The following is a 22,375-nucleotide window of genomic DNA, read 5'->3' as shown; positions in this document are numbered from 1 at the left end:
GACCTTCTGCCGGGCCTAGGCGGGGTGGGCTCTTAGGGCACTGGGTCGTAGCCGTGCCCGCCCCAAGGGTGGCAGCGGCTGATGCGCCGCAACGCCAGCCGCCCCCCGCGCCACGGGCCGTACTTGGTTACTGCCTCCACAGCGTAGGCCGAGCAGGTGGGGGTATAGCGGCAAGTAGCCGGTTTCAGGGGCGAAATCAGGTAGCGGTACACCCACAGCAACCCCAATACCAACTGACGGACTAGGTACGACATATCTGCAAAGAACCACAAACCCCACCGAATGATTGCGGCAGATGATTAGCGCGACGTTGCCCTTCGCAGCATTTCGTAAATTCGGCCGCCGGCCTGGCCGGTATCATTCCTTTCCCTTACTCTACTATTCCACCCATGCGTACCAACCATTGGGCGAAAGCCCTGCTCCTGACGCTGCTGCTGCCCCTGGCGGCCCACGCCGATGAAGGCATGTGGCTGCCCCTCTTCGTGAAGCGCCTCAACCAGGCCGACATGCAGAAGAAAGGCCTCAAGCTCACGGCGGAAGAAATCTACGATGTGAACAATGCCTCGCTGAAAGATGCGGTGGTGCAGCTTGGCGGCTTTTGCACCGGCGAGTTTGTGAGCAGCCAGGGCTTGCTCCTGACTAACCATCACTGCGGCTACGACGCCATCCAGAGCCACAGTACGCCCCAGAACAACATCCTGCAAAACGGTTTCTATGCCGCTACTAGGGCCGAGGAAAAGCAGAACCCCGGCCTGTTCGTGGATATTCTGGTGCGCATGGAAGACGTAACCGGCAAAGTGCTGGAAGGCCTCACGGCGGCTACTCCTGAGCAGGAGCGCATGGCTACCGTGCAAAAGCGCCAGCGCGAGCTAGCCGAAGCCGCCAAGGAAAACGGCCAGTACGTAGCCTACGTGCGCGACATGTTCGGCGGCAATGAGTACTACCTCTTCATTTATCAGCGCTTTGGCGATGTACGCCTGGTAGGCGCCCCGCCGGAAGCCGTAGGCAAGTTCGGCGGCGACACCGACAACTGGATGTGGCCACGCCACACCGGCGACTTCTCCATGTTCCGGGTGTATGCTGATAAAGACAACAAGCCCACCGCGGGCCCGCAGGAAGGCAACGTGCCCTACGTGCCCAAAAAGCACCTGCCCGTAAGCCTACAAGGCGTAAACGAAGGCGATTTTGCGATGGTGTTCGGCTTTCCGGGCCGCACACAGCGCTTTTTGCCCGCCGCCGGCTTGCAGCTCACCCTCGACCAAACCAACCCGGCCCGCATTAAGCTCCGCGATACCCGCCTGAAGCTGTGGAAGGAAGACATGGACCAGAACGCGGCGCTGCGGCTGAAATACGCCTCGAAATACGCCAACATTGCCAACTACTGGAAGTACTTTATCGGCCAGAATGAGGGAATGAAGCGCCTGAAAACCGTGGACGCCAAAAAAGCCGAAGAAGCAGCCCTGGCCCAGTGGATTGCCCAGGACCCCGCACGCCAGCAGCAGTACGGCGAGGCCCTGAACACCATCAACCAGGCGTATGCGGGCATGCGGGAATACAACCTAAGCACGCAGTATGTGAATGAAGGTGCCTTTGGTACCGAGATTATTACGCTGGCGGCCCGCATGATGCCCCTGGCCAGCACCCTAAAAGCAACGCCTACTGACAAGGTTGCCATCAGCAAAGCCGTAGCCGACCTGAAGGAGCCCGTAGCGGAGTACTTCAAGGACTACAGCGCCCCCACCGACAAGAAGGTGTTTGCCGCCCTCATGAGCCTCTACATGCAGGATGTGCCCAAAGCTCAGCAGCCCGACGTGTTTCAGACGGTGCAGAAGCAGTACGGCGGCTCGATGCAGAAGTACGCCGATTATGTGTTTGCCAACTCCTTCCTGACCTCGGAAGCCAAGGTGAATGCCTTCCTGGCCAACCCGACCCTAGCAAAACTGGAAGCCGATCCGGCCTACAAAACCTACCAGTCGGTGTACACCAACTATGTGCAGAACATTGTGCCCAAGCTGCAAGGCTTGCAGGCCGGACTGGGCCGGGCCAACCGCCAGTACGTAGCCGCCTTGCGCGAGAAAAACAGCACCAAGGTGTACTCACCCGATGCTAACTCGACCATTCGCCTGAGCTACGGCTCGGTACGCCCCTACAAAGGCCGCGACGCCGTGTCTTACGACTACAAAACCACGGCGCAGGGCATCTTGGAGAAGGAAGATGCCAGCAACCCCGAGTTTATGGTGCCCCAGAAAGAGTTAGAACTGCTGAAAATGAAAGATTATGGCCGTTTCGCGGATAAGCAAGGCAACCTGCCCGTGGCCTTCATCACCGACAACGACATTACGGGTGGCAACTCCGGCTCGCCCGTTATCAATGGCCGCGGCGAGCTGATCGGCTTGGCCTTTGATGGCAACTGGGAAGCCATGACCGGCGACCTGGCCTACGACCCCGAGCTGAAGCGCTGCATCAACGCCGATATTCGCTATGTGCTTTGGTGCATTGAGAAGCTGGGCGGTGCCAAGCACTTGGTAGATGAAATGACGGTAGTAAACAACGGTCCCAACCCCGGCGTTGGTGCTGCTACGGCCACTTCCGCTGCACCTGACATGAGCGACGTGGAAAAGATGAAGGTGAAAACCGACAAAGGCGGCAAAACCAAAATCAAGCGCAAAAAGGAAAAGGACGCGGCCGTGTTGTAATCACTAGGCCCAGCCCAACCTCAAAGCCCCGGTACCACATGGTGCCGGGGCTTTTTTGTGTTTCTATAGCAAGCTTGAGGCAGCTGCTACTGAAAGTAAAACTCATAGAGGCAGAGGTCGCGCCACTACCTCAACCGTGCGGCGGTTTAGCTGAACAGTAGGGGTAGCAACGGCCCCAACCTGAGGTAAAGCTCCACATAACAAGCCCTGGGTAGCTGCGTAGTTTTTCTCCGGAAAGGTGGCTGGCGTGCTAGTAAGCTGCTTTTCTATCGTCCTGCTTGGTTGGTGTTCGGCTGTTTACGTCAGTGTATGAGGAAGTTATATCTAACATTTTTAGTGCTTAGTGGAATATGGTGTGGTGCGCAGGCCCAAGGCAACGGGCCGGGTGTATGGGGTGCCCGGGCGGCCGGGCTGGGGCAAATAGGAACCGTACTGGAAGAGGATGGGTGGGCCGGCGCTGGCAATGCTGCTGCCCTAGGTAGCCTAAGGCTCCTAACCGTCGGGGTAGGGGCCGAAAACCGGTACCTGCTTCCGGCCCTGAACACTGTAGCGGTGGTGGCGGCTATGCCCCTAGGTCCTCGAAATGCCGCAACTGCTCCGGTAGCCGGAATTCCGGAGGCCATAGCGGCCGCTACGGCTCCGCGCTACGGCGTGCTAGGCTTTACGGCGCAACGCTTTGGCGGCAAACTGTACTCCGAACAGCGCCTGGGCCTGGGCTATGGCTACCGATTAGGCACCGTGCGGGTAGGCGCGCGAGTAGAGGTGCTGCAAACCAGCTTCGAGGGGCTAGGCAGCCGGCGCGTGGTAGCTGCCTCGCTGGGCGGGCAGGCCGATATCATTCCGCGCAAGCTCACCTTTGGCGCTACCCTCTATAACCTTAACCAAGCCCGTCTGGCGTCTTACCAGGATGAGCGAGTACCAACTGTGCTGCGGGCCGGACTAGCGTGGCGAGCCTCTGAGAAAGTACTGCTGCTGGCCGAAACGGAGAAAGACGTGGAGCAGGACGCCGACTTTAAAGCGGGTCTGGAGTATGTGCCGGTGCCCGTACTAGCGTTGCGCGCCGGCCTGTCTTCGCTGACGGGGCAGCTGACGGGCGGGGCTGGTTTTCAGGCTGGGCAGTTTCGGATTGACTACGCCGCCGGCTGGCACGAAGCGCTAGGGCTCAGCCAGCAAGTAAGTGTAGCGTGGCAGCATGAACCCAAGCAGCCATGAGGTTCCGGCTTTCCAAGGGGCTAGTGGCCTTCCTGCTGCTAACCCGTACCGCCGGAGCCCAGGACTTCCAGCGCCCCGCCGTCCCCGACCTCGACCGCCTTACCCAGGAGCTTTTCGCCGAAATCGAGAACGATGAAACGCCCTACGAGGACCTCTACGAAACACTGCTGCAGTACTACCAGACGCCACTTAACCTTAACACGGCAACCCGCGAAGAGCTGCGAGGCTTGCTGCTTTTCTCTGAAACCCAGATAACGAATCTGCTAGAGCACCGCCAGCGCAACGGCGCTTTCCTGAGCCTGTATGAGCTGCAAAGCGTAGATGGTCTGGACCTACGAACCATCTACCGGGCAGCTCCTTTCATTACGGTCGTGAACACGAATATGCAGGCCAGCCGGGGGCCACTCTGGCAGCGCGTGCTTCATGAGGATAACAATGCCCTGTTTCTGCGCTACGAGCGCACGCTGCAAAGCCGAAAAGGATACGACAGCCCCGATACCGTGCGCGGAGGCCTGCCTGCCACCCGCTACCTCGGCTCCCCCGATAAACTGTTGGTGCGCTACCGCGTGAGCCATAGCAAAGACTTTAGCCTAGGATTTACGACCGAAAAAGATGCCGGCGAGCAGCTCGCCTGGGACCCCGCTACCCGCCGGTACGGCGCCGATTTCCACTCGGCCCACCTGGTACTGCAGGAGCGGGGCCGCCTGAAAACGCTGGCCCTCGGCGACTACCAACTTCAGTTCGGGCAAGGGTTGCTGCTTTCATCGGGGCTTTCGGTGGGTAAGGGGGCCGAAACGATTACAACCCTGCGCCGGAGCTCGGTAGGCGTGCGTCCCTACTCCTCGGTGCTGGAGAATACGTTTTTTCGCGGGGCGGCGGCTACGGTAGCGCTTTCGTCCACGGTACGCGCCACGGCGTTCGTCTCGCGCAAGCGCATTGATGCCTCTGTGCAGCAGGCCCAAGATTCGTTGGCCGATTTCAGCGAATTCTCCTCCGGGCTGCTGCTCACAGGCTTCCACCGCACGCCCACCGAGCTAGCGAACCGGCAGGTACTACGCGAAACCGTGGGCGGCGGCAACCTCAGCTACGCCAGCCGCAGCGGCGACCTGCAAGCCGGCCTTACCGCCATCGGGACGCACTTCAACAAGCCCCTGCAGCGCCGCGACGAGCCATACAATGCCTATGAGTTGCGGGGCCAGCGTACCCTAGCGCTCGGGGCCAACTACAGCTATGTGTGGCGCAACCTGCTGCTGTTCGGCGAAACGGCCCGCAGCAGCAGTGGCGGTCTGGGCACGGTAAACGGACTGCTGGCTAGCCTGGCTCCTGCCGTTGATGCCGCGGTGCTTTACCGCCACTACACGCCCGATTTCCATACCCTCTATGGTAACGCCCTCAGCGAAAACTCGCGTAACATCAATGAAAGCGGCTTATACCTGGGGCTGAAGTTGCGGCCGGTGGCGCGGTGGGAAGTCTCGGCGTACTACGACCGGTTTCGGTTTCCGTGGCTGCGCTACCAAGCCGGGGCGCCCAGTACGGGCCACGACTGGCTGGTTCGGGTGGCGTTTACCCCTAGTAAAACCAACCTGCTTTACCTGCAGTTGCGCCAGCGCACCAAAGCCTATGATGCCGACACGCTACGGCCAGCGCCGCTGCTGGTGCCCACGCGCCGCCAAAGTTTGCTGCTCTTCTATGATTCCAGCCCGCTGCCCATCCTCAGCCTGCGCACCCGCCTGCAGGGCACTGAGTATCGTGAAGACGAAGGCCCGGCCCGCCACGGCTACGTATTGGCCCAAGATATAACCTTGCATCCGGCGCGTCGGCTGCGCCTATCGGCCCGCTACGCCCTCTTCGATACCGATGATTACGATACGCGCCAGTATGTTTTTGAGCAGGATGTACTCTACGCTTTTTCCATTCCGGTTCTCTCAGGCCAGGGTACCCGCACCTATGTTCTGGCGCAGGTTGATATAAACCGCCACCTCACACTGTGGCTGCGCTACGCCGATACGCACTACCGCCATCAAAACACGGTCGGCTCTGGGCTAGATGAAATTCAGGGCGCGCGGCGGTCCGAGATAAAATCCCAGCTCCGTTACCGGTTTTAGGCACCGCCCGCGGCAAAAACACTAGGTCCTGAAAACCAGCAAAGCGGCTCCGGATACTACCGGAGCCGCTTTGCTGGTTTGGTAAAAAGACTAGGGCTTATTGCTTCAGCAACTGTACTACGGCCGCGCCCTCGGGTAAGTCGAGATGCAGGTGGTAAAGCCCCGTGCTGAGGTGACGCAAGTCCAGAGAATACTGCAACGTGGCGGTGCCCTTCGTGAGAGTTTGCGCGGCTACCTGCCGGCCTAACGCATCAGTTACCCGCAGTGCTACCGGGCCGCGCTGGGCATTGGCCAGGCTGATGGTATACAGGCCCGTACTAGGGTTCGGATATACGTCAAGCCCATCTACCACCAGGGCGCTGATAACGCCCGTAATTGTGGAAATGGTCTGGCAGCTTTCGTTGGAATACGCCGAGTTGCCGGTGGCATTTACGGCGCGCACGCGGTAGCAATACGTGCCATTGGTGCTTACCTGGTCAGTATAGGCCGTGATGTTGGCCGGTACGGTAGCAATACGGGCAAAGGCGCCGCCATTACGGGCCCGCTCCACCTCGAAGCCCGTTTCATTGCCAGACTTATCCAGCCACAGCATATCAATGCTGGCTACGTTGTTGGTAAGGGTAGGCGTGAGGGTGGCCAGGGAGGTGGGGGCTGCTGGCAGCTCGCCTACCGTGCACACCTCTAGGGTCCAACCCGTAAGGGTACCTCCGTTGCCAGCGGTGTTGTCCGTTACGCTCAGCGTCCAGTCGCCGGTGGCTGGCTCGTTCAGCAGGTCAGAAAAGGAGTTGGCGGGACGCACGGTTGCCCCACTGGCAAGGGGGCAGGCTATGGCTGCGGCTGCGGCTTCATCAAAAGTCAGGCTGAGATTAGCCGTGCCCGGGCAAGCGCGCGAGAACAGCACTACCCGCCGGCCAGCGGGGCTGGTCAGGGCTATTTCCAGCTCGCCTACATTGGGGTGCGTAATGGCCACGTTCCGGACCCGGATGGCCGACACCCGCTCGGTATTATCTATCCGGATAGACGAGTTAGCCGTGGAGGCAGCCGCCGTGGAAATGGTGCGCGGAACCTGCGTGGCTGCCACGCTCAGGCAATTCTGGGTGCCCGTGGTAAAGGCTACCACCGCCGAGTAAGGAGCGGTAGTGCAGGGGCTGAGGGCGCGTACGCGCACATAGTACGTAGTAGTGGGTTGCAGCGCCGTCGGATAGGTAAAACTGGTGCCCGTGATACCCGTTTGGGTCAGCACTACATTCGTGAAGGCGGCATTGGTAGCTACCTGCACCTCGTATGCGGTAGCGTTCGGAACGGCACCCCACGTAAATCGAGGCCGCAGGGTAGTAGTGCCGCCCGCGGCAGGAGCTGTAATGGTGGCGGCTTGGGTAGCGGCCGGTAGCACCGTCAGGGGGATATCCAGCACCCTGACAACGCCGCCGCTAGTGCCCGTCAGCCGAATGATATACGTACCTGCCGCTGCAGTGCTGGTAGCGCTGAAGGTTGCCGTGGTGCTTGCCCCGGCTTGCACCGTGGCGCTGGCAAAACTCACGGTTACGCCGACGGGCAGGTTGGTAGCGGCTAGGTCAACGGCGCCGCTGAAGTCCTGTAGTTTCCCCACCGCAATAGTGCGGGTGCTGGATGTTCCCGGGCAAAAAGAAAGCGGTACCACCCCGCAGCCTGCGCCCTGCAAAAAGAAGGTGGGAGTAGTGGATGTCTGAACCGTGAAATTCTGATTTGAGATGTCGAAGAAAATGCCGCCACTGGCCTGCACCCTGATGCGCGCCGTGCCGGTTGCCGTTACGCTGGCAGGTAGCGTCACGGTTTCGCAGCCGTCGTTGGGGGTGTTGGCCAGCAGCGTGGTAGGGTAGGTAAGGCCGCCGTTGGTTGAGAGCAGAATATCAACGTTGGCCGCGCTGATGGGCGCTTGGTTGGTGTTGGCCACGTTCCAGGTTACCTGCTGCGGAGCCCCCACCAGCCACGTGGTGCCGGTGTTAGGAGCCGTAACTACAAAGGGCCCAGCTGTCCCAATCACGGCCACGCTCATGGAGTCGTAGTTGGTGCCGCCACCACCGGTGCGGTTGTCGCGGGCGACCAACCGGAAAATCAAGCGGCGCCCATAGCTAGGCAGCAGCTCGCCCCGGGTTTGGGTATTGTTGATGATATCTGAAAGGCGAGGAAAAGTGCGCGTTGGGGTTGAAATCGGAATGAATGCCCGGAAAATGGGTGCGTCGCCGGAGGGCGCGTTGGGTACGCCGGCTGGACCCAGGTTGAATTCTTCCCACGAGTAGGTCAGCGCATCCCCATCGGCATCGGTAGCCGAGCCCGTCAGGGTGAACGGCGTGCCTACCGGAACAGCGTAGTTGCGGCCCGCATTCACCACGGGTGGGGTGTTGCCGGTGGATGTTTTAACCCCGCAATTGCCAGCGCCATTGATGTGCGCTACAATCTGGTCGATGCTGTATGAGTGAAAATACGGGTCGGAGGTTGGCTGAATATCATCGGCGCCGCAAATGCCCGCGTAGGCCATAATCGTGCTGCCGGAGCCGGGCTCATACGCCGCCGTGTTCGAGCGGTTGCCACCCCCGCAGTTTCCGGTCTGGCTGTTAAAGGTGTGGTCGGCGCCAAACTGATGGCCCATTTCGTGCGCTACGTAGTCTACATCGAAGGCATCATTAATGGGCGAGGGAGAGCCGGTAACGCCGCGCGCCTTACCCGATACGCACACCGAGGGCTTCTGGGCAATGCCGCCGCCGCCGGTGCTGAACACGTGACCGATATCGTAGTTGTTGTTGCCAATGCGCTCATCCACCGTAGTTTGGTTTTGGTTGAGCATGGCCGAGCCGCTGTTGTTCGTGTACGGGTCGGTATCGGGGTCGAGGAAAATCAACGTGTCGTTGTTGCCCACCAGCACCAGCCGTACGGCCAACTCGCGCTCATAAATGCCATTGATGCGGTTGATGGACGCTACCATGCCCGCCATTGCGCCTGCCACGGTTCCGCCATGAAATGCCGTGTATTCGGCGGTGCAGGCCAGCGCTAACCGAAAGGTGTGCAGCGTACCGCCATTGGCTACGGCCTGCCGGGCCGCCTTTGCCAGCGGGGCAGCCACGCCGATTTCCTCAGCAGCGGATGTTTCGCACACAAACGGAAACGCACCCCGGTTCATGGCGCGCCGCTCAAAAACCAGGTGCACGTTCTGGCCGCGTACGGCCGGGTCAATGAAAACCGTTTTGTCGGGCGCCATAATCATGGCATGAAACCCATCAGGGCTGATATCGAGGCGGGCAGTTGCCGCCGGGTCATCAATGCCCTGGGCCGCGTAGGTATGAATGCTAGGAAATTTGGCGGCCAGCTCCGGCGCCATCACCGGTGTCTGCACCACCCGAAACCGTTGCGAAGTGCCATCGGGTAGGGGCAGGGAAATAACCGTAGGGGAGTTGCGGGCCGCCACCGTGCGCTCAGTAGGGGCCGGGTTGAGGGCCGCCTGCAGGGTAGTAAGCTGAAAGGTAACGGAGCGGAAGTGAGACAACGGCTGAACTGCCTGCCGGGCCGCCGCGGGTAGCTGGGGCGCATCAGCCCATAGTACCCGTTGGGCGCTGGCTGTCGGAAGAAAGGCTATCCAACTAGCTAACAGCACGCATCCGGTCAGGAATGGCTGCCAGGCCCATCGGCTAAGAGTAGGAGTTATTGGCATAGAGGCAGAAAAATCAAGCGAATAGTAGCAGCAAAAAGCTGCTCTAATGTAAGGTTTTAGCTTCGGGCGGCGTAGGCTTCAGCCCTATAAATTTGGTGGAGTTTACCGCTCGGGGAGGGCTAGTAACTGCCTGCGTAGCGAGGTGGTTCTGCTGACAGAGAGCAGTTACTAGGTGTTCTGGCGGTGCAAAATGCCGCTGCACACAGGCTGGGCACCACAAAAAAACACGTCCGTCGGAATGCGGCGGACGTGTTCACGAGGTAAGCTTTGCTGAAACTTCTGCGCAGTATTAGGCGTCGGTTTTCAGCAGTACCAACTGCGCTTTATCAGCCGCGCTGATCTTGCGCCGAAACTCCAGATAGGCCGGATAATCGGTGCGGGAAAAGCGGGTACGGGGCATTTGCAGCTGGCGGATGTATTGAATGGTGCCATCGGGCAGGGCCTGGTGCTGACTCGAATAGGTGCCAAACGGGGTGGTGAGCTTTACAGGATTTGGGAGCTGCTCTGGGCGCAGACTAGCCGGAATGTGCAGGCGTACCGTGTCGGTTTGGGTAAGTGCGTGGTCCAGCCACAAATCGGCCTGGCGCTCACCTACCGTGGCTGCTGGCGCCGAAAGCCGGCTCACCAGATTGGGCGTCACGAATACCCGCTTGCCACTTGGAGGTGCCAGGGAGGGTAGCGTCAGGGCCAGGTTTTCCGTTAGGCCCGGAATGGGCGCGCCGGACGCTGTGTGGCGGAACGATACTTTGGTAAGTGTGAAGTTCGGTAACTGCAACCGGCTGCTGACGTGCTTTTTCTGCTCGGCCAAATCAAGGCTGGTGATGCCCGAAATAGCGTCGTACTCCAGGCCGGTGCGCAAGGTGCGCAGGGTAGCCGTGGCATTTCCCTGCGCATCCAAGTACACGTCGGCTAGTCGTTCGCGGCGGTTCTCGGCGGCACCATAGCGTGGGGTGGGTACCAGCTTGCCGCCTTCGGGCAGCAGCAGCAGGGCATGGCGGTTGCCCGTGAAGCCGCCCATGTAGCCGAAAGGATTGCTCTGGCTGGTGCATTCCAGCCACACGGTATCGGGCTTCGCACTTTTCTGCAGCGGCACGCACAGCACCACGTGGTTGAACTGGGAGCTGGGGAAATCCGTCCGGATATCCTGCTCATCAGAACCTGCTTTTACTAGGGCCGCGTGGGAGGTAATGCCGGCTACCCCTAGCAGCGCTTTGCAATAGTTGGTGAGGGCTTTGCAGTCGCCGTAACCATTAGCAGCTACCGAGGAAGCCGGGAAGGTTTGCCACCCCCCGAGGCCTAGCTGAATGGAAATGTAGCGCGTGTTGGCTTGCAAAAACTCGTACACCTTCCGGATGCGGGCACGCTCATCGGTTTCGCCTTGTACCAGCGCCGTAATGCGGGCTTGCATCTCGGGCGGCAGCGCGTCACGACCGGCGTTCAGCTCATAATTCCAGCGGCTCAGGTCGGCCCAGGAAGTGAGCTTGCCGGGGTGGCCTTGCACCTCAAACTGCGAGGGAGCGGTAAGCACAACGGGCGTCAGTTCCCCCACCGAAGGCGCATCGGGCTCCTCTTCGCGAGCGGCCAAGTCGTGCACCTGCCACTCGTAAATTTCCTGGCTTCCTTGGGTGCGGCGCGCTAGGGCGGCTCCGGTCGGCAACCGCAGCTCTTGGTAGCGCAGGGCCATGCCCGTGGGCATCAGTACCTTAAAGGAGGCCTGCTCTACGCTGAGCTGCTCCACGGGCTGCGGCTGCCAGGTAGAGTAAAATAAGGGGTTATCCGAAACCACTTCGTACTCGAACTCCGCCGTGTACGGGTAGGTAGGCTGACTTAAATCGGCCACCCGGCCGCGGGCGTCGCTGGCCAGGCTAAACCCATCCGAGAGGCTGATATCGTGCACATCGGCGGAGCGCAGCTGGCGTAGTAGGCGGCCGTTGGCATCGTATACGCTGCCGCGGAAATAGCTGATGCTGTTGAGCTGGCTATAGTACACCAGCTCACTGGCCCAGCGGGCGCCGGCCTCATCAAGCACCGTAACCGCCCGCCGCACCGTTTCCACAGTGCGGCCAGCTGATTTTACCAGCAGCGTTTCCTCATGAAGCCGCACAATGGCGTGGGCATTTTCCCGCAGAGCAGCCGGCAGCGTGGCCACGGCATACTTGGGGGCAGGGCCATAGGCAGCCTGCGCCTGCGGCAGGCTGAACGACATGAGGGCCGCAACTGCGGCGAAGGGTAGCAAACGGGTGCGCATCAGCTTATACTTTCTTCTTGAGGACCAACCGCTCACCCTGCTTAGCCATCATGCGGGCAAAAAACTCACGCAGGTAAGCATATTCCTCGGCTGAGTATTCCGGGCGCCCTAGGCTCATGCGGCTCATAATCTGGATGGTGCCCACGCCGGGCTGCACGGCGTAGGTAAAGCGGCCGCCACCCTCCGGAATTTCAACCACCATGTTTTTGGGCGTTTCCTCCAACTCAAAGCCAGCGGGCAAGGTCACGTTCAGCATGATGGTCTCATCAAGCCCGGCCCCGAAGTTCACCGGAAAACGGCGATTTTCGTGCAGGAAGGGGTTTTTGTCGGTGCCGAAGTCGCGGAGCGGGCTGAGGTAGATGGTGCCCACCGGTGCGTCGCCGCCGGCCGAGGCAAACTCGTAGTCAAGGGTGAGCGGGCGGTTAAGCACATCTTTTTCCTTGAATGTAAACTTGGGAATGCTCCAGCCTTCGTGGTTGGCGGTAAGTTCCTCCACGTATTTTTTCTCGCCCAGCTTGCGGAGCTTATCCCGTTGATCGAAGGCCAGATAGCCGCCGTGTTCTTGGTGCACCTTGCCCGTAAGGCCGCCCTTGTCATCTACCAGAATATTGATCTGGCGGTAGGTGAGCATGCGCTCAGCTGGTTTCAGCTCTACCCAGCGCGAGTCGGTGGCTTTGGCCATTACAAGGCGGCCAATTCCGTTTAGGCAGCGGTAGGGCAGCATGCCGCAGGGTGCCAGCTCCTCGGTGGCATCAACCAGCATCTCCTTGCCTTCGGGCAGCGCTACGTGAGCAATCACGTAGTTGAAGCGGCTCATCAGGGGCACGTTGGTTTCCATGCGGCCGTGGTTGCGAGTGCTCAGCAGTACGGGGTTGGCCGTTAGGCCTGCTTCGCGCAGGGCCGCAATCAGCAGCAGATTTACGTCGGCGGCCGAACCGGTTTTCTGGTCGTAGACCCGGCGGATGTTACCTGAGGCCATTACGCCATTGTTACCATTGTGCTTTACGGCTCGGCGTACTAGGTCATGAATGGCGGCAACCCGGGTGGCGGGGTCAGCGTGCTGCGCCATAAGTGGCGTAAGCTGCTCTTTCAGAAAGCCAGCGCGGCTCAGCTGGGCCCCGAAGTTATCTTCGTTGAGAAGCTCCCGCTCAATTTTCTCCCAGGAGTTGGCTACGGGCTTGTAGGCCTCGTTCGGCCATTTCGTGCCGGCTAACTCAAAGTCGATTTTGGCGATGTAGTCGTTGGTGGTGGTCATGTAGGGCTCCTCGCGCATGGCTGGCACGTTCTTCATGGCCCAACGGTAGTTGGTCACGCGGGGCGTTACGGTTTCTGCCCCGCCTGATTCGCGGTTGCCACGCAAATCCGTGCTTGCCGACCAGCGGATGGTGTACTGGGTCAGGCCTTCGTTGCGCTCCTGCACTTCCAGCGGCTCATAGCCTTGCATCAGCATCTTGTAGTCGAAATACTCCGGAATGGCGGCGCGAAACTCGCTCCAGCGCACCGGAATATCCGATTGAAAAGTCCAATCCTGAAAGTTGAAGGTAAACGCCGACGATACGGTGTAGGCAAACTCCACAATGGAGCCTTCCCGCACGTTGGGCATCGTAAACTTGCGGATGGTTACGTTCGGGGTGCTTTCTTCGCGGAAAATGGACTCTGAGTTAAGCTTTTCCTTCACCACCTGCCCATTCGTGAGGTTGTAAGTGAAGCCTTTCAGGTTCATCAGCTTTTCCTCGGAGTTGCCGCGGTGGTAAAGCGGAATTTTGACGGTAGCGTAGTCATAGCCGGCTTTCTTCAGAATTTTGATTCGGGCCACGCGCTCAAACACCACGCGAAAGCCCTCTTCCGCGTACTCGAAGCGGGAACGGCCAAAGTCGCAGAGCACTACGGCAGGGGCGGTGCTGTCGGCCACGAAGTTTTCGGCGGTGAGGTCACGCTCATCAATCTTCCCGAACTTAATCGGGTCGGTCTGGGCCTGCGCCAGCGATACGGACGAACCGCTGCAAATACCGGCTAGTACCAGCCGGCGGAGTAAAGGTTGAATCATATAAACTCAGGTAAAGTACTTGTGACGACAATGGATACATTTCCTGGCTTCGCCTCCTACAAAGAGCCTGAAACCGGAAACAGCATGTTACAATAGGGTAGTGAGCAGTAGAGCGAAGGAGCGGGGTACTAGTGGTATTTGGGGCAGCAGCACTAACAGAACGAGAGCCCTACGTTACTGCCGTTGCAGTACAATGGGCTCGGCAAACTTGGCCATGGCGCGGGTATATAACTCGCGTATGGCTTGGTATTCTTCTGCCGTGTACTGGGTTTTGTTCAGGTGCAACCGCCCGTTTATAGCCAGGCTTTGCGGCGTAGCGCGGTTGATGGCATAAGTAAAGCTGCCTCCGTTGTTAGGCAGTGCTAGGGTAAGATTAGCCGGCAACTCCGTTGCCGAATAGCCACTAGGCAGCGTTAGCTCCACTAGGTACTCCAGGCGGCGGGCGTTGGCCAGGTCCACCGGATACAGGCGGTCGGGACTTTGAAAGGGGTTAGTGGCCAAGCCTAGCTGCTGAATGGGCCGCACATATAAGGTAGTAGCCGCCTGCTCGGCGCCCGGTAAATGGGTAGTAAGCTTGAGGGCCACGGGCTTGGTCACGTCATCAACTACAGCTTCGGCTTTCTCAATCTGCCACTCGGGGTGGCCCTGTTGCCACTGCTGGCGCAAGGCCGGCAACGGCAGGCGGTGCTCGGCGGCCGCATACCCGGCATACTCCTGGCGTACAGTACCCAGTAGGCTACCCTTCGCATCAAGTGTAAGCTGGGCATGGGTATACCGCATATGCGGCGTGGTGGTAGCAAGGGGCACCCACCGGCCCGCGGGCCCTAGCAACCTACCTTGCCCGTTCAGGCAGTTTTCGGGTAGCAAGTCGGGTGGTAGGGTAGGGTCAGTGGCATCGAGCAGCAGCTGCTTGTTGCCAGGCAGAGTTACATGGGCCGCCACATAGTTAAACTGATTCAAAGCGGGCATTTCCGTCTGAATTTTGCCGTGGCTGCGGGTACTCAATAAAAGCGGCTGCGCATCCAAGCCAGCCTCACGCAGGGCGTGAATTAGAAGTAGGTTTATTTCAGCAGAATTGCCTTGGCGCAGCTCCTGCACCTTTTTAGGTGTATTAAGCGCGTGCATAGAAGTCCTGCCATTGTACCCTACGGCTTGCTGAATTAACAAGCGTACAGCAGCTGCCCGGGCACTAGGGTCCGGAATGGTGCGAAGTGCCGTTGCACCGCTGGCAAGTGGAGAACTGCGCTGTAGATATTGTCCAAATGCCTCCCGTTCTAATAGCTCCTTTTCAATTTGTGCCCAGGTGCCCACAATGTAACTAGGGGCGCGGTTAGGGTCAAACTGAACACGCTCCAACTCAAAGTCAACCCGGCTTAGATAATCATGTTCTGTAGTAAGGAATGACTCTGCCTTGAAGGGCGGGACATCCTTTAGTACCCAGCGCCGGGTCAGGGCTTGAGTGGAGATATTATACGCTTGGTCGGCGGCAGCAGAAGTACCACCATAGCCGTTGTCGGTTGTTTCCCGGTAAGCCGTTGAATAAGAAGTGGAGCCAGTTTCATTTACCGCAAAGGGTATATATGAACGCGTCATTTCCTTGTAGGCCATGAATCCAGGAATTTGCACCCGGTACTCACTCCAACGTACTGGAATATGCTGCTGAAACTGCCAATCCTGCAGATTGATCCAAAAAGGTGAGCGAACCACGTATGTAAACTCCAAGATGGAGCCTTCGCGCACATTGGGTAGCGTGAAAGCGTACTCACTGTGGCGATCATCTAGCTTGCGGCTGAATACTGCTTCGGTTTTGAGCGGATCTTTGCTTAGATCCTTGCCATTGAGATTATACGTGAAGCCTTTGAGTTGCTGAATCTGCTCTTTTCTACTGTAGTCGGGGTCATGGTACAGTTCAACCCGCACCGTGGCGTTATCGTAGCCCGCTTTCTTCCGGACGATCATGCGCACGGTGCGCTCGAAAAACCACTCAAAGCCATCCTGCCCGCCTTTGAGTTTTGATTGACCAAAGTCGCAGAGTATTTCGGCGGCGGCGGAATCGGGGCGGGAAAGGATGACGGCATCTTCTTTGGCATCGAGCTTACCAAACCGAAGCGGAACCTCCTGTGCTTTCAGGATAGTTGGGGCAGCGAGCAGCAGCAAGCCGCTCAGAACTCCGCGCCAGTAAGCGGGAGCGATACACGTTAACATCAGAACACGGATAAATTATACCTGATAGGCCGGCTAGCACTCCGGCAGCGAAGTAAAGCTAGGGAAAAGTATAGCGCAGAACAAGCTCCCTTTACTCGTGCTGTACAGCTTTGTGGCGGCCGAACACTAGGTACGCCAAGCCCAACAGAACGGAAGCGGCGCTGAGGCCGTGCACCAACGGCAAACGCGCTGGCTCATTGGCATATAGCCAGCCGGCCAGCAAGGCGCCTAGGCCAATGCCGGCCTCCAAGGCTATGTACATGGTAGCCACGGCCCGGCCCCGCCGCTCGGGGTGGCTCAGGTCTACCGTCCAGGCGTATAGAGTGGGCGAATTCAGGCCCGTAGCCAACCCGAACAAGATAGCACCGCCCAGAAACAAGGGTGTGGTGGTAGCCAACGCCAGCAGCACCAACGATACCACCATGAGCGCCGAGGAGCCAATGAGTACGGGCACTCGGCCGTAGCGGTCGGAAGCGCGGCCGGCCAGCAGGCGCACTACCAGGGAAGCACCCGTGTAGCAGGTATAAAACAAACCCTTGCTGCCATGGGTGAGGCCAAGCAGACGGCTTTGGTCTGGAATTACCGTCAGGACGGCGCCAAACGGAAACAGGCACAGCAGCGTTGCCACGGCCGGAGCCAGCACACGCGGCTCCAGCACTTCGTTCCAATCAAGGCGCAGCAGGCTCCAGCTGAAGCGCTGGCGCTGGGCCTGGGGCAAGGTTTCCGTCATGGTGCCCTGCACTACCAAGCTTAGTAGGGCCAGGCCTGAGGAGCAGTAGAACATGGTGTTCAGAGAAAACTGCTCGGCCAGAAACGAGCCTAGGGCTGGGCCGGCGGCCATGCCTAGGGAGCCCGCCACTCCGAGCAGCCCCATGGCTTCGCCGCGGCGGGCGTACGGAATAATATCAGCAATGAAGGCGGCTGTGCCCGTTGGCTTAAAGCCCGTGCTAAAGCCGTGTAGCAGCCGCAGGCCCAAAAAGGCCGCTACTGTAGCCGTGAAGGGGTAAAAGAAGCCGCAGACAAAGCACACCAATGAGCCAAACACCATTACCGGAATGCGACCCACAGTATCGGCCAGCTTCCCGCTGAATGGGCGCGAAAGGCCCGCTGTAAGCGTAAACAAGGCGATAATGAACCCTTTGTACTCGGCTCCGCCTAGGCGCGTGAGGTAGTCGGGCAGTTCAGGTAGGAGCATGTTGAAGCTCATGAAGAACAGCAACGACGACAGGCACATCAGCCAGAAGCCAGGCGTGTACACGCGCGCAGAGGAGGGAGCAGAGGTAGCGGGCATTTCGGGGGCAAAGGTAGCCTCTCAAGCCAAGGTGGCGCGGTGCTAGCTCCCAATTTTCCCGAAAGTATGCTGTTTGATAGGATTTTTTGAGCTAGTAATTGGGTTAGATAGAGGAGATTAGCCGACGAGTATCAACAGAAGCCAAAATTCTTTTGGAGAAAAATTCTCCACTAGGTCTGCTCCCGGTCGTATCTTCACTGTACTACATCCATCATTCATTCTCTATTTGTATGGCACAAGATCAGCAGAGTCAACCGCAGAACGGCACCTCCGGCAATGGCACGGGAACTGCCGTGACTGGCGCCGGCACCTCGCACGACCAGCGCACCGCCGACGGCGAAAATGCTCAAACCTTAACCACCCGCCAGGGTCACCCACTTACCAATAACCAGAACCTGCGCACCGTGGGCAGCCGCGGCCCCGCCACGCTGGAGAACTATCAGTTCCTGGAAAAAATCAGTCACTTTGACCGGGAACGGGTTCCGGAGCGCGTAGTGCACGCCCGCGGCGCCGGCGCGCACGGCGTGTTTGAGGCGTATGGCAAGGTAGGCGACGAGCCGATTGAAAAATATACCCGCGCTAAGCTGTTCAATACCGCCGGCAAGCAAACGCCGGTGTTTGTGCGCTTCAGCACGGTGGGCCACGGCGGCCACTCGCCGGAAACCCTGCGCGACCCACGCGGCTTTGCCGTGAAGTTCTACACCGAAGACGGCAACTGGGACCTGGTGGGCAACAACCTGAAGGTGTTCTTTATCCGGGATGCCATGAAGTTTCCGGACCTGATTCACTCTCAGAAGCCCGATCCGGTAACGAACCGCCAGAGCGGGGAGCGAATTTTCGACTTCATTGCCAACACGCCGGAAGCCATGCACATGGTTTCCTTCCTGTTCTCGCCGTGGGGCATTCCGGCCAACTACCGCCAGATGCAGGGCTCCGGCGTGAACACCTACAAGTGGGTGAATGCCCAAGGCGAAGCGGTGCTGGTGAAATACCACTGGGAGCCGCTGCAGGGCATCAAGAACCTAACGGCTCAGGAAGCGGAAGCCATTCAAGCCAAAAACTTCAACCACGCTACCCAGGACCTGTTCGACAACATTAAAGCCGGCAACTTCCCGCAGTGGGAGCTGTGCGTGCAGATTATGTCGGATGATGAGCACCCTGAGCTGGACTTCGACCCCTTGGACGACACCAAAATCTGGCCCCAGGATCAGTTCCCGTTCCTGCCCGTGGGCAAGATGACGCTCAACAAAAACCCCGAGAACTACTTTGCCGAGGTAGAGCAGGTCGCGTTTGGTACGGGTGTGCTGGTAGATGGCCTGGATTTCTCGGACGACAAAATGCTACAGGGGCGCACGTTCTCGTACTCCGATACGCAGCGTTACCGTGTGGGCACCAACTACCTGCAGTTGCCTATCAATGCGCCCAAAAAGCACGTGGCTACCAACCAGCGCGATGGTCAGATGGCCTACCATGTTGATTCGGCGCCCGGTCAGAACCTGCACATCAACTACGAGCCCAGCAGCCTGAACGGCCTGAAAGAAGCGCCACGCACGGCTCCGGACCATATGCCCGAGTACACCGGCCGCTTGGTTCGCCAAACGCTGGACCGCACCAATAACTTTAAGCAAGCCGGCGAACGGTACCGCTTGCACGAGGATTGGGAGCGTGACGACCTGATCAACAACATGGTAGGTGCCTTGGCCGACGCCGACCGAAGAGTGAGCGACAAAATGGTAGAGCTGTGCACCAACTGCGACCCGGATTGGGGCCAGCGCCTCGCCGATGGGTTGCAGAAAGCCCGCAGCAGCATGCACGCCGCCGGCGGCAACCAATACAATGAAGCACAGCAGGCACAAGCCGTAGAGCAAGCCGAAGCCGTCTCGCACGAAGCGAAGCCGTACTAAGCCGCTTTTTTGCTTAGCAGAAAAAGGCCTCACCAACTGGTGAGGCCTTTTTATGTCGGTTTAGGTTTTGCTAGGGGGTAGGTTGCTCCGAAGTGCTCGGTACGGAGTCGGGCTCAACCGGGGCCGCGGTAGGCGCCAGAATTTGGGCGGAGTCCGGAGCTTGCTCATCGGAGGTAAGGTTTTCCTCGGACGAGGAGCTAGTAGCCTCGGCGTCCTCAGGTTCAGGTGGTGTAGAGTCCGACGACACGACGAGCGTATCAGGTTGAATATCGGAAAGGGAAGGAGCGGTAGCTGATGCTGCGGGTTGGTCTTCGTCTGCGGCTGATTTTTCGGTTTTGGGGCGGGAAGGCCGCTCGCGCCACTTTTCTGAGAGTTGCACCGTGCCCCAGATAGCGCCCCCCAACACGGCCAACGCGACACCCAGCACCATAACTGCGCGGGGCCACTGCAGCCGCCACGAAGGCCGCCGGATTAAATTGCCAGCAGCTGACCGAACAACGGATGGAGCAGGAGCGCTTGGAACTGGCTGGGTAGGGTTTGGGCTAGCTGGAGCCCTAGTAACCGGAGCGGCCGCAGGCAGAGCCCCTGGGGCAGGGGCGCTCTGCAACTGCTCAATTAGCTGCCCCAATTGCCGAATTCGGGCATCCAGCTCTTGGTTACGCGCTGCCGACTCGGCCTGCGTGGCCCGAATGGCTTCTTCCAGCTGGTTTTTTTCCTGGGTTTCGGCGGCTAGGCGGGCCTGTAGTCCGGCTACTTCAGCGGCGGCCGATGGCGCTTGGTTTAGCTTGGCCCGCAGCTCCTCAATGCTTCGTTCCCGCTCGGCTTCGCGGGCCTCCATTTGTTGGCGTTGCTGCGCTAGCTCTGTGCGCACCTGCTGGCTGAGCTGCTCCAGGCGCTGCAACTCCTGCTGGCTGGCCGCTACGGCCTCAGCGGCGGAGCCATACGGGGCATCATGCGGAATGTCGCCGGCACCTAACCAGCTCCACAGCTGGCGGGCCTTCTGCTCCCAGTAGCCGCCGGTTGGGTTGTCGTCGAGGGCATGGCTAGAAGCGTTGGGGCTGGAAGACGTGGAAATGCTGACGGCCCAGGCCGTGAGGGCCGGAGGCGAGAGGTTGAGGGAGGAGTTGCTGAGCTGCCGCAACCGCCGGTTCAGCTGCGTAAGGTGGCTGACCAGCTGAAAGTTTTCGGCGCCCGGCTTGCGTCGCAGGTAGCTTTCAACCCTCGGGCTGAACTGTACCGCGCCGGCAAACAACACCAGGCCCGTCACGTCCTCGGGGTGCACAAAGGCCGGCGCCAGCTGACCGCTGAGCCAGGAGGCTACGGCATCCTGCTGATTCAGAAACTGCTCGAAGGGGTTGGCGGCGTGCTCATCGCCGTGTAGCGTGTAGGAGCCCAGGTGCCAGGCGCCCGCCTCCTGGTCCGGAATATCTAGCAAGCCACCCTGAGGCACAAACAGCAGCACCGTGATGCTGCCAGGCCGCACCAGCAAAGCATCTACTACCTCGCCTTCGACCTCAAAGTTGCCTAGCAGAATGGTGGGAAAAGCGGTAGGTTCTGCCTCCAGCGCAGCCAGTACGGCCTGATATTGCGCCTGGCGGGCAGAATCTTCGAAGGGAGCGAACAGAAAGCTATGCAGCATGGGCAGTGCGGGTGGGCTGCCTCTAACGCAGGCCCAAAAGGAAAGGTACGGAAGCGAGGCAATATGTGCTGCAGGGTGCTCTGCGGGAGCTTCAGAAACCACTCATTAGGGGCTGTTAGGGCTCTTGCAGGCTACCTCAACACTATACCACTTCTAAAAAGCCGCCGTACACTATCCCAGATCCAACTATTCAGATGCTATGCCACTCCACGAGCAACTCGACAAGAAACTAAGCAAAACCTATGAGCCTTCTTCTCGCATTGATGATGTGTTCAAGGGCTACGACATTACGTTCCTGACCAACGAGCACGGCGAACCGGTTACGCTGTTTTTCGGGAAGCGCCGCCCCGATGGCTCAATATCAGGAGAACGGTTTACCCGCACCATTAAGCGCGAGCCTGGCAGCCTAGTAGTGAGGCACAGCCACTGGGATAACCAAGGCAAGATTATGAACCGATAACGCTTATTTGCTAGGGGAACCTGTACCCAAACCTTTTACTCAGAACTGCGGCCCGCAGGAACAACTCGTGAAAACTGGCTATTTCTTGCGGGCCGTTTGTATTTCGGCGAGCAGGGCCGTTGCGTCGTCACTCTTTTCCTGCTTTTGTTGCGCTAATGCCACGGCGGCACGGGCCACAGCAGCAGCCTGCGTTTCTTGGTGCGCTTGGTGCAGCAGCTGCGCGTGCAGCAAGGTGTTCTCGTAGGTTTTTTCTTGGCGCAGCAATATTGGCATAAACTTCAGGGCCAGGCCCAACGCCTCTTGCTGGCGCGCTAGCCCCTGTTCCTGCCCGAAGTAGTGCACATAGGTGGCTGTTTTGCGCAAGGTATACGCATCAGGATTAGGGCGGCGGGCATGGCGCAAGGTGGCACCGGCGTAAGCCACCCAGTCGCGGCGGGCTTCCAGAAAATTGATGGTGGCCAGGCTGTGGGCCCGGGCCGTATCCAGGAAGCTGGTGGTTACTAGGTGCCGCACGCGGCTGAAGGCGGCGGCATCCTTGCTTTTGCCGGCTTCTGCTGCCAAGCGAGCTAGTAGGCGCTCGGCCTTGCGCTGCACCTCACTAGCTGGGTAGTACCTCTGAAACGTCGACTGGTTCTGGAGGAAAAACTCGTTAGTTGCGGCACTAGTTTGCGTGAAAAGAAAGCGCAGATTTTTCTCTGACCGAAGCTGCTCCGCAGATTGGGTGGCCAGGTATTCAGTTAATATGCGGCTCTGCGGGCTTTGGGCCTCCGACGAAAACTCCAGCGCCCGGCTATAGGCATACAGCAAATCCGCGGTACGCTCGCCAGCTTGGTAGCGGCGTTGCAGCGCATAGAAAGCCGATTCCGGAACGAAAGCCGCCTTG

13 protein-coding genes are annotated in these 22,375 nt (G+C 59.2%); 5 read left to right on the top strand and 8 right to left on the bottom strand.

The window, feature by feature from the left end; all coding sequences use genetic code 11:
* Window positions 1-32: 32 nt before the first annotated feature.
* Entirely contained in the window at window positions 33-254 is a 222-nt protein-coding gene (gene yidD / locus ACYVHC_RS06360; protein WP_460612828.1) for a membrane protein insertion efficiency factor YidD, read from the bottom strand.
* A gap of 135 nt (window positions 255-389) precedes the next feature.
* On the opposite strand from yidD, the gene ACYVHC_RS06355 reads away from it, so the two are divergent.
* The 3 genes from ACYVHC_RS06355 to ACYVHC_RS06345 all read left to right on the top strand — a co-directional run bounded on the left by ACYVHC_RS06355 (window position 390) and on the right by ACYVHC_RS06345 (window position 6,013).
* Window positions 390-2,696 carry a S46 family peptidase gene (locus ACYVHC_RS06355; RefSeq protein ID WP_460612827.1) on the top strand — a complete coding sequence of 769 codons (2,307 nt, stop codon included), beginning with the start codon at window positions 390-392 and terminating at the stop codon, window positions 2,694-2,696.
* A 309-nt stretch (window positions 2,697-3,005) separates the two neighbouring features.
* Window positions 3,006-3,908 (top strand): PorV/PorQ family protein, encoded by a 903-nt coding sequence (locus tag ACYVHC_RS06350; protein ID WP_460612826.1) that lies wholly within the window; start codon window positions 3,006-3,008, stop codon window positions 3,906-3,908.
* On the top strand, window positions 3,905-6,013 hold the full coding sequence (locus tag ACYVHC_RS06345) for a ComEA family DNA-binding protein (RefSeq protein WP_460612825.1): 2,109 nt from the start codon (window positions 3,905-3,907) through the stop codon (window positions 6,011-6,013). The genes ACYVHC_RS06350 and ACYVHC_RS06345 overlap by 4 nt, the downstream gene beginning before the upstream one ends.
* Before the next feature lie 97 nt (window positions 6,014-6,110).
* Here the strand turns inward: ACYVHC_RS06345 and ACYVHC_RS06340 are convergent, their stop codons facing one another.
* The 5 genes from ACYVHC_RS06340 to ACYVHC_RS06320 form a co-directional block, all read right to left on the bottom strand.
* Complete coding sequence (locus ACYVHC_RS06340; protein ID WP_460612824.1) at window positions 6,111-9,641, bottom strand: reprolysin-like metallopeptidase; 3,531 nt, start codon at window positions 9,639-9,641, stop codon at window positions 6,111-6,113.
* Window positions 9,642-9,987: 346 nt separating this feature from the next.
* Window positions 9,988-11,946, bottom strand: a complete 1,959-nt coding sequence (locus ACYVHC_RS06335; RefSeq protein ID WP_460612823.1) for a DUF3857 domain-containing protein — start codon at window positions 11,944-11,946, stop codon at window positions 9,988-9,990.
* A 4-nt stretch (window positions 11,947-11,950) separates the two neighbouring features.
* Window positions 11,951-13,993, bottom strand: a complete 2,043-nt coding sequence (locus ACYVHC_RS06330; protein WP_460612822.1) for a DUF3857 domain-containing protein — start codon at window positions 13,991-13,993, stop codon at window positions 11,951-11,953.
* A gap of 174 nt (window positions 13,994-14,167) precedes the next feature.
* Window positions 14,168-16,198, bottom strand: a complete 2,031-nt coding sequence (locus ACYVHC_RS06325) for a hypothetical protein (protein WP_460612821.1) — start codon at window positions 16,196-16,198, stop codon at window positions 14,168-14,170.
* 91 nt (window positions 16,199-16,289) lie between these two features.
* Window positions 16,290-17,489, bottom strand: a complete 1,200-nt coding sequence (locus tag ACYVHC_RS06320) for an MFS transporter (RefSeq protein WP_460612820.1) — start codon at window positions 17,487-17,489, stop codon at window positions 16,290-16,292.
* A 230-nt stretch (window positions 17,490-17,719) separates the two neighbouring features.
* Here ACYVHC_RS06320 and ACYVHC_RS06315 point away from each other — a divergent pair, with 230 nt between their 5' ends.
* Window positions 17,720-19,393, top strand: coding sequence for a catalase (locus tag ACYVHC_RS06315; RefSeq protein WP_460612819.1), 1,674 nt, complete (start codon window positions 17,720-17,722; stop codon window positions 19,391-19,393).
* A 70-nt stretch (window positions 19,394-19,463) separates the two neighbouring features.
* Here ACYVHC_RS06315 and ACYVHC_RS06310 read toward each other — a convergent pair whose 3' ends face one another.
* Complete coding sequence (locus tag ACYVHC_RS06310) at window positions 19,464-21,032, bottom strand: hypothetical protein (RefSeq protein WP_460612818.1); 1,569 nt, start codon at window positions 21,030-21,032, stop codon at window positions 19,464-19,466.
* 199 nt (window positions 21,033-21,231) lie between these two features.
* Here ACYVHC_RS06310 and ACYVHC_RS06305 point away from each other — a divergent pair, with 199 nt between their 5' ends.
* Window positions 21,232-21,492 carry a hypothetical protein gene (locus ACYVHC_RS06305; protein WP_460612817.1) on the top strand — a complete coding sequence of 87 codons (261 nt, stop codon included), beginning with the start codon at window positions 21,232-21,234 and terminating at the stop codon, window positions 21,490-21,492.
* A gap of 78 nt (window positions 21,493-21,570) precedes the next feature.
* On the opposite strand, the gene ACYVHC_RS06300 is transcribed toward ACYVHC_RS06305, so the two are convergent.
* Complete coding sequence (locus ACYVHC_RS06300) at window positions 21,571-22,299, bottom strand: hypothetical protein (RefSeq protein WP_460612816.1); 729 nt, start codon at window positions 22,297-22,299, stop codon at window positions 21,571-21,573.
* Between the last annotated feature and the right edge of the window lie 76 nt (window positions 22,300-22,375).

Source organism: Hymenobacter seoulensis, assembly GCF_054780535.1.
This window is presented reverse-complemented; position numbering and strand designations above follow the sequence as displayed.

What these genes read in the sequence shown, in the direction of transcription:
- ACYVHC_RS06350 (WP_460612826.1), top strand. Translation starts at nt 3,006, where the DNA reads ATGAGGAAGTTATATCTAACATTTTTAGTGCTTAGTGGAATATGGTGT.
- ACYVHC_RS06355 (WP_460612827.1), top strand. Translation starts at nt 390, where the DNA reads ATGCGTACCAACCATTGGGCGAAAGCCCTGCTCCTGACGCTGCTGCTG.
- ACYVHC_RS06315 (WP_460612819.1), top strand. Translation starts at nt 17,720, where the DNA reads ATGGCACAAGATCAGCAGAGTCAACCGCAGAACGGCACCTCCGGCAAT.
- yidD (WP_460612828.1), bottom strand. Translation starts at nt 254, where the DNA reads ATGTCGTACCTAGTCCGTCAGTTGGTATTGGGGTTGCTGTGGGTGTAC.
- ACYVHC_RS06305 (WP_460612817.1), top strand. Translation starts at nt 21,232, where the DNA reads ATGCCACTCCACGAGCAACTCGACAAGAAACTAAGCAAAACCTATGAG.
- ACYVHC_RS06345 (WP_460612825.1), top strand. Translation starts at nt 3,905, where the DNA reads ATGAGGTTCCGGCTTTCCAAGGGGCTAGTGGCCTTCCTGCTGCTAACC.
- ACYVHC_RS06325 (WP_460612821.1), bottom strand. Translation starts at nt 16,198, where the DNA reads ATGTTAACGTGTATCGCTCCCGCTTACTGGCGCGGAGTTCTGAGCGGC.
- ACYVHC_RS06330 (WP_460612822.1), bottom strand. Translation starts at nt 13,993, where the DNA reads ATGATTCAACCTTTACTCCGCCGGCTGGTACTAGCCGGTATTTGCAGC.
- ACYVHC_RS06335 (WP_460612823.1), bottom strand. Translation starts at nt 11,946, where the DNA reads ATGCGCACCCGTTTGCTACCCTTCGCCGCAGTTGCGGCCCTCATGTCG.
- ACYVHC_RS06310 (WP_460612818.1), bottom strand. Translation starts at nt 21,032, where the DNA reads ATGCTGCATAGCTTTCTGTTCGCTCCCTTCGAAGATTCTGCCCGCCAG.
- ACYVHC_RS06320 (WP_460612820.1), bottom strand. Translation starts at nt 17,489, where the DNA reads ATGCCCGCTACCTCTGCTCCCTCCTCTGCGCGCGTGTACACGCCTGGC.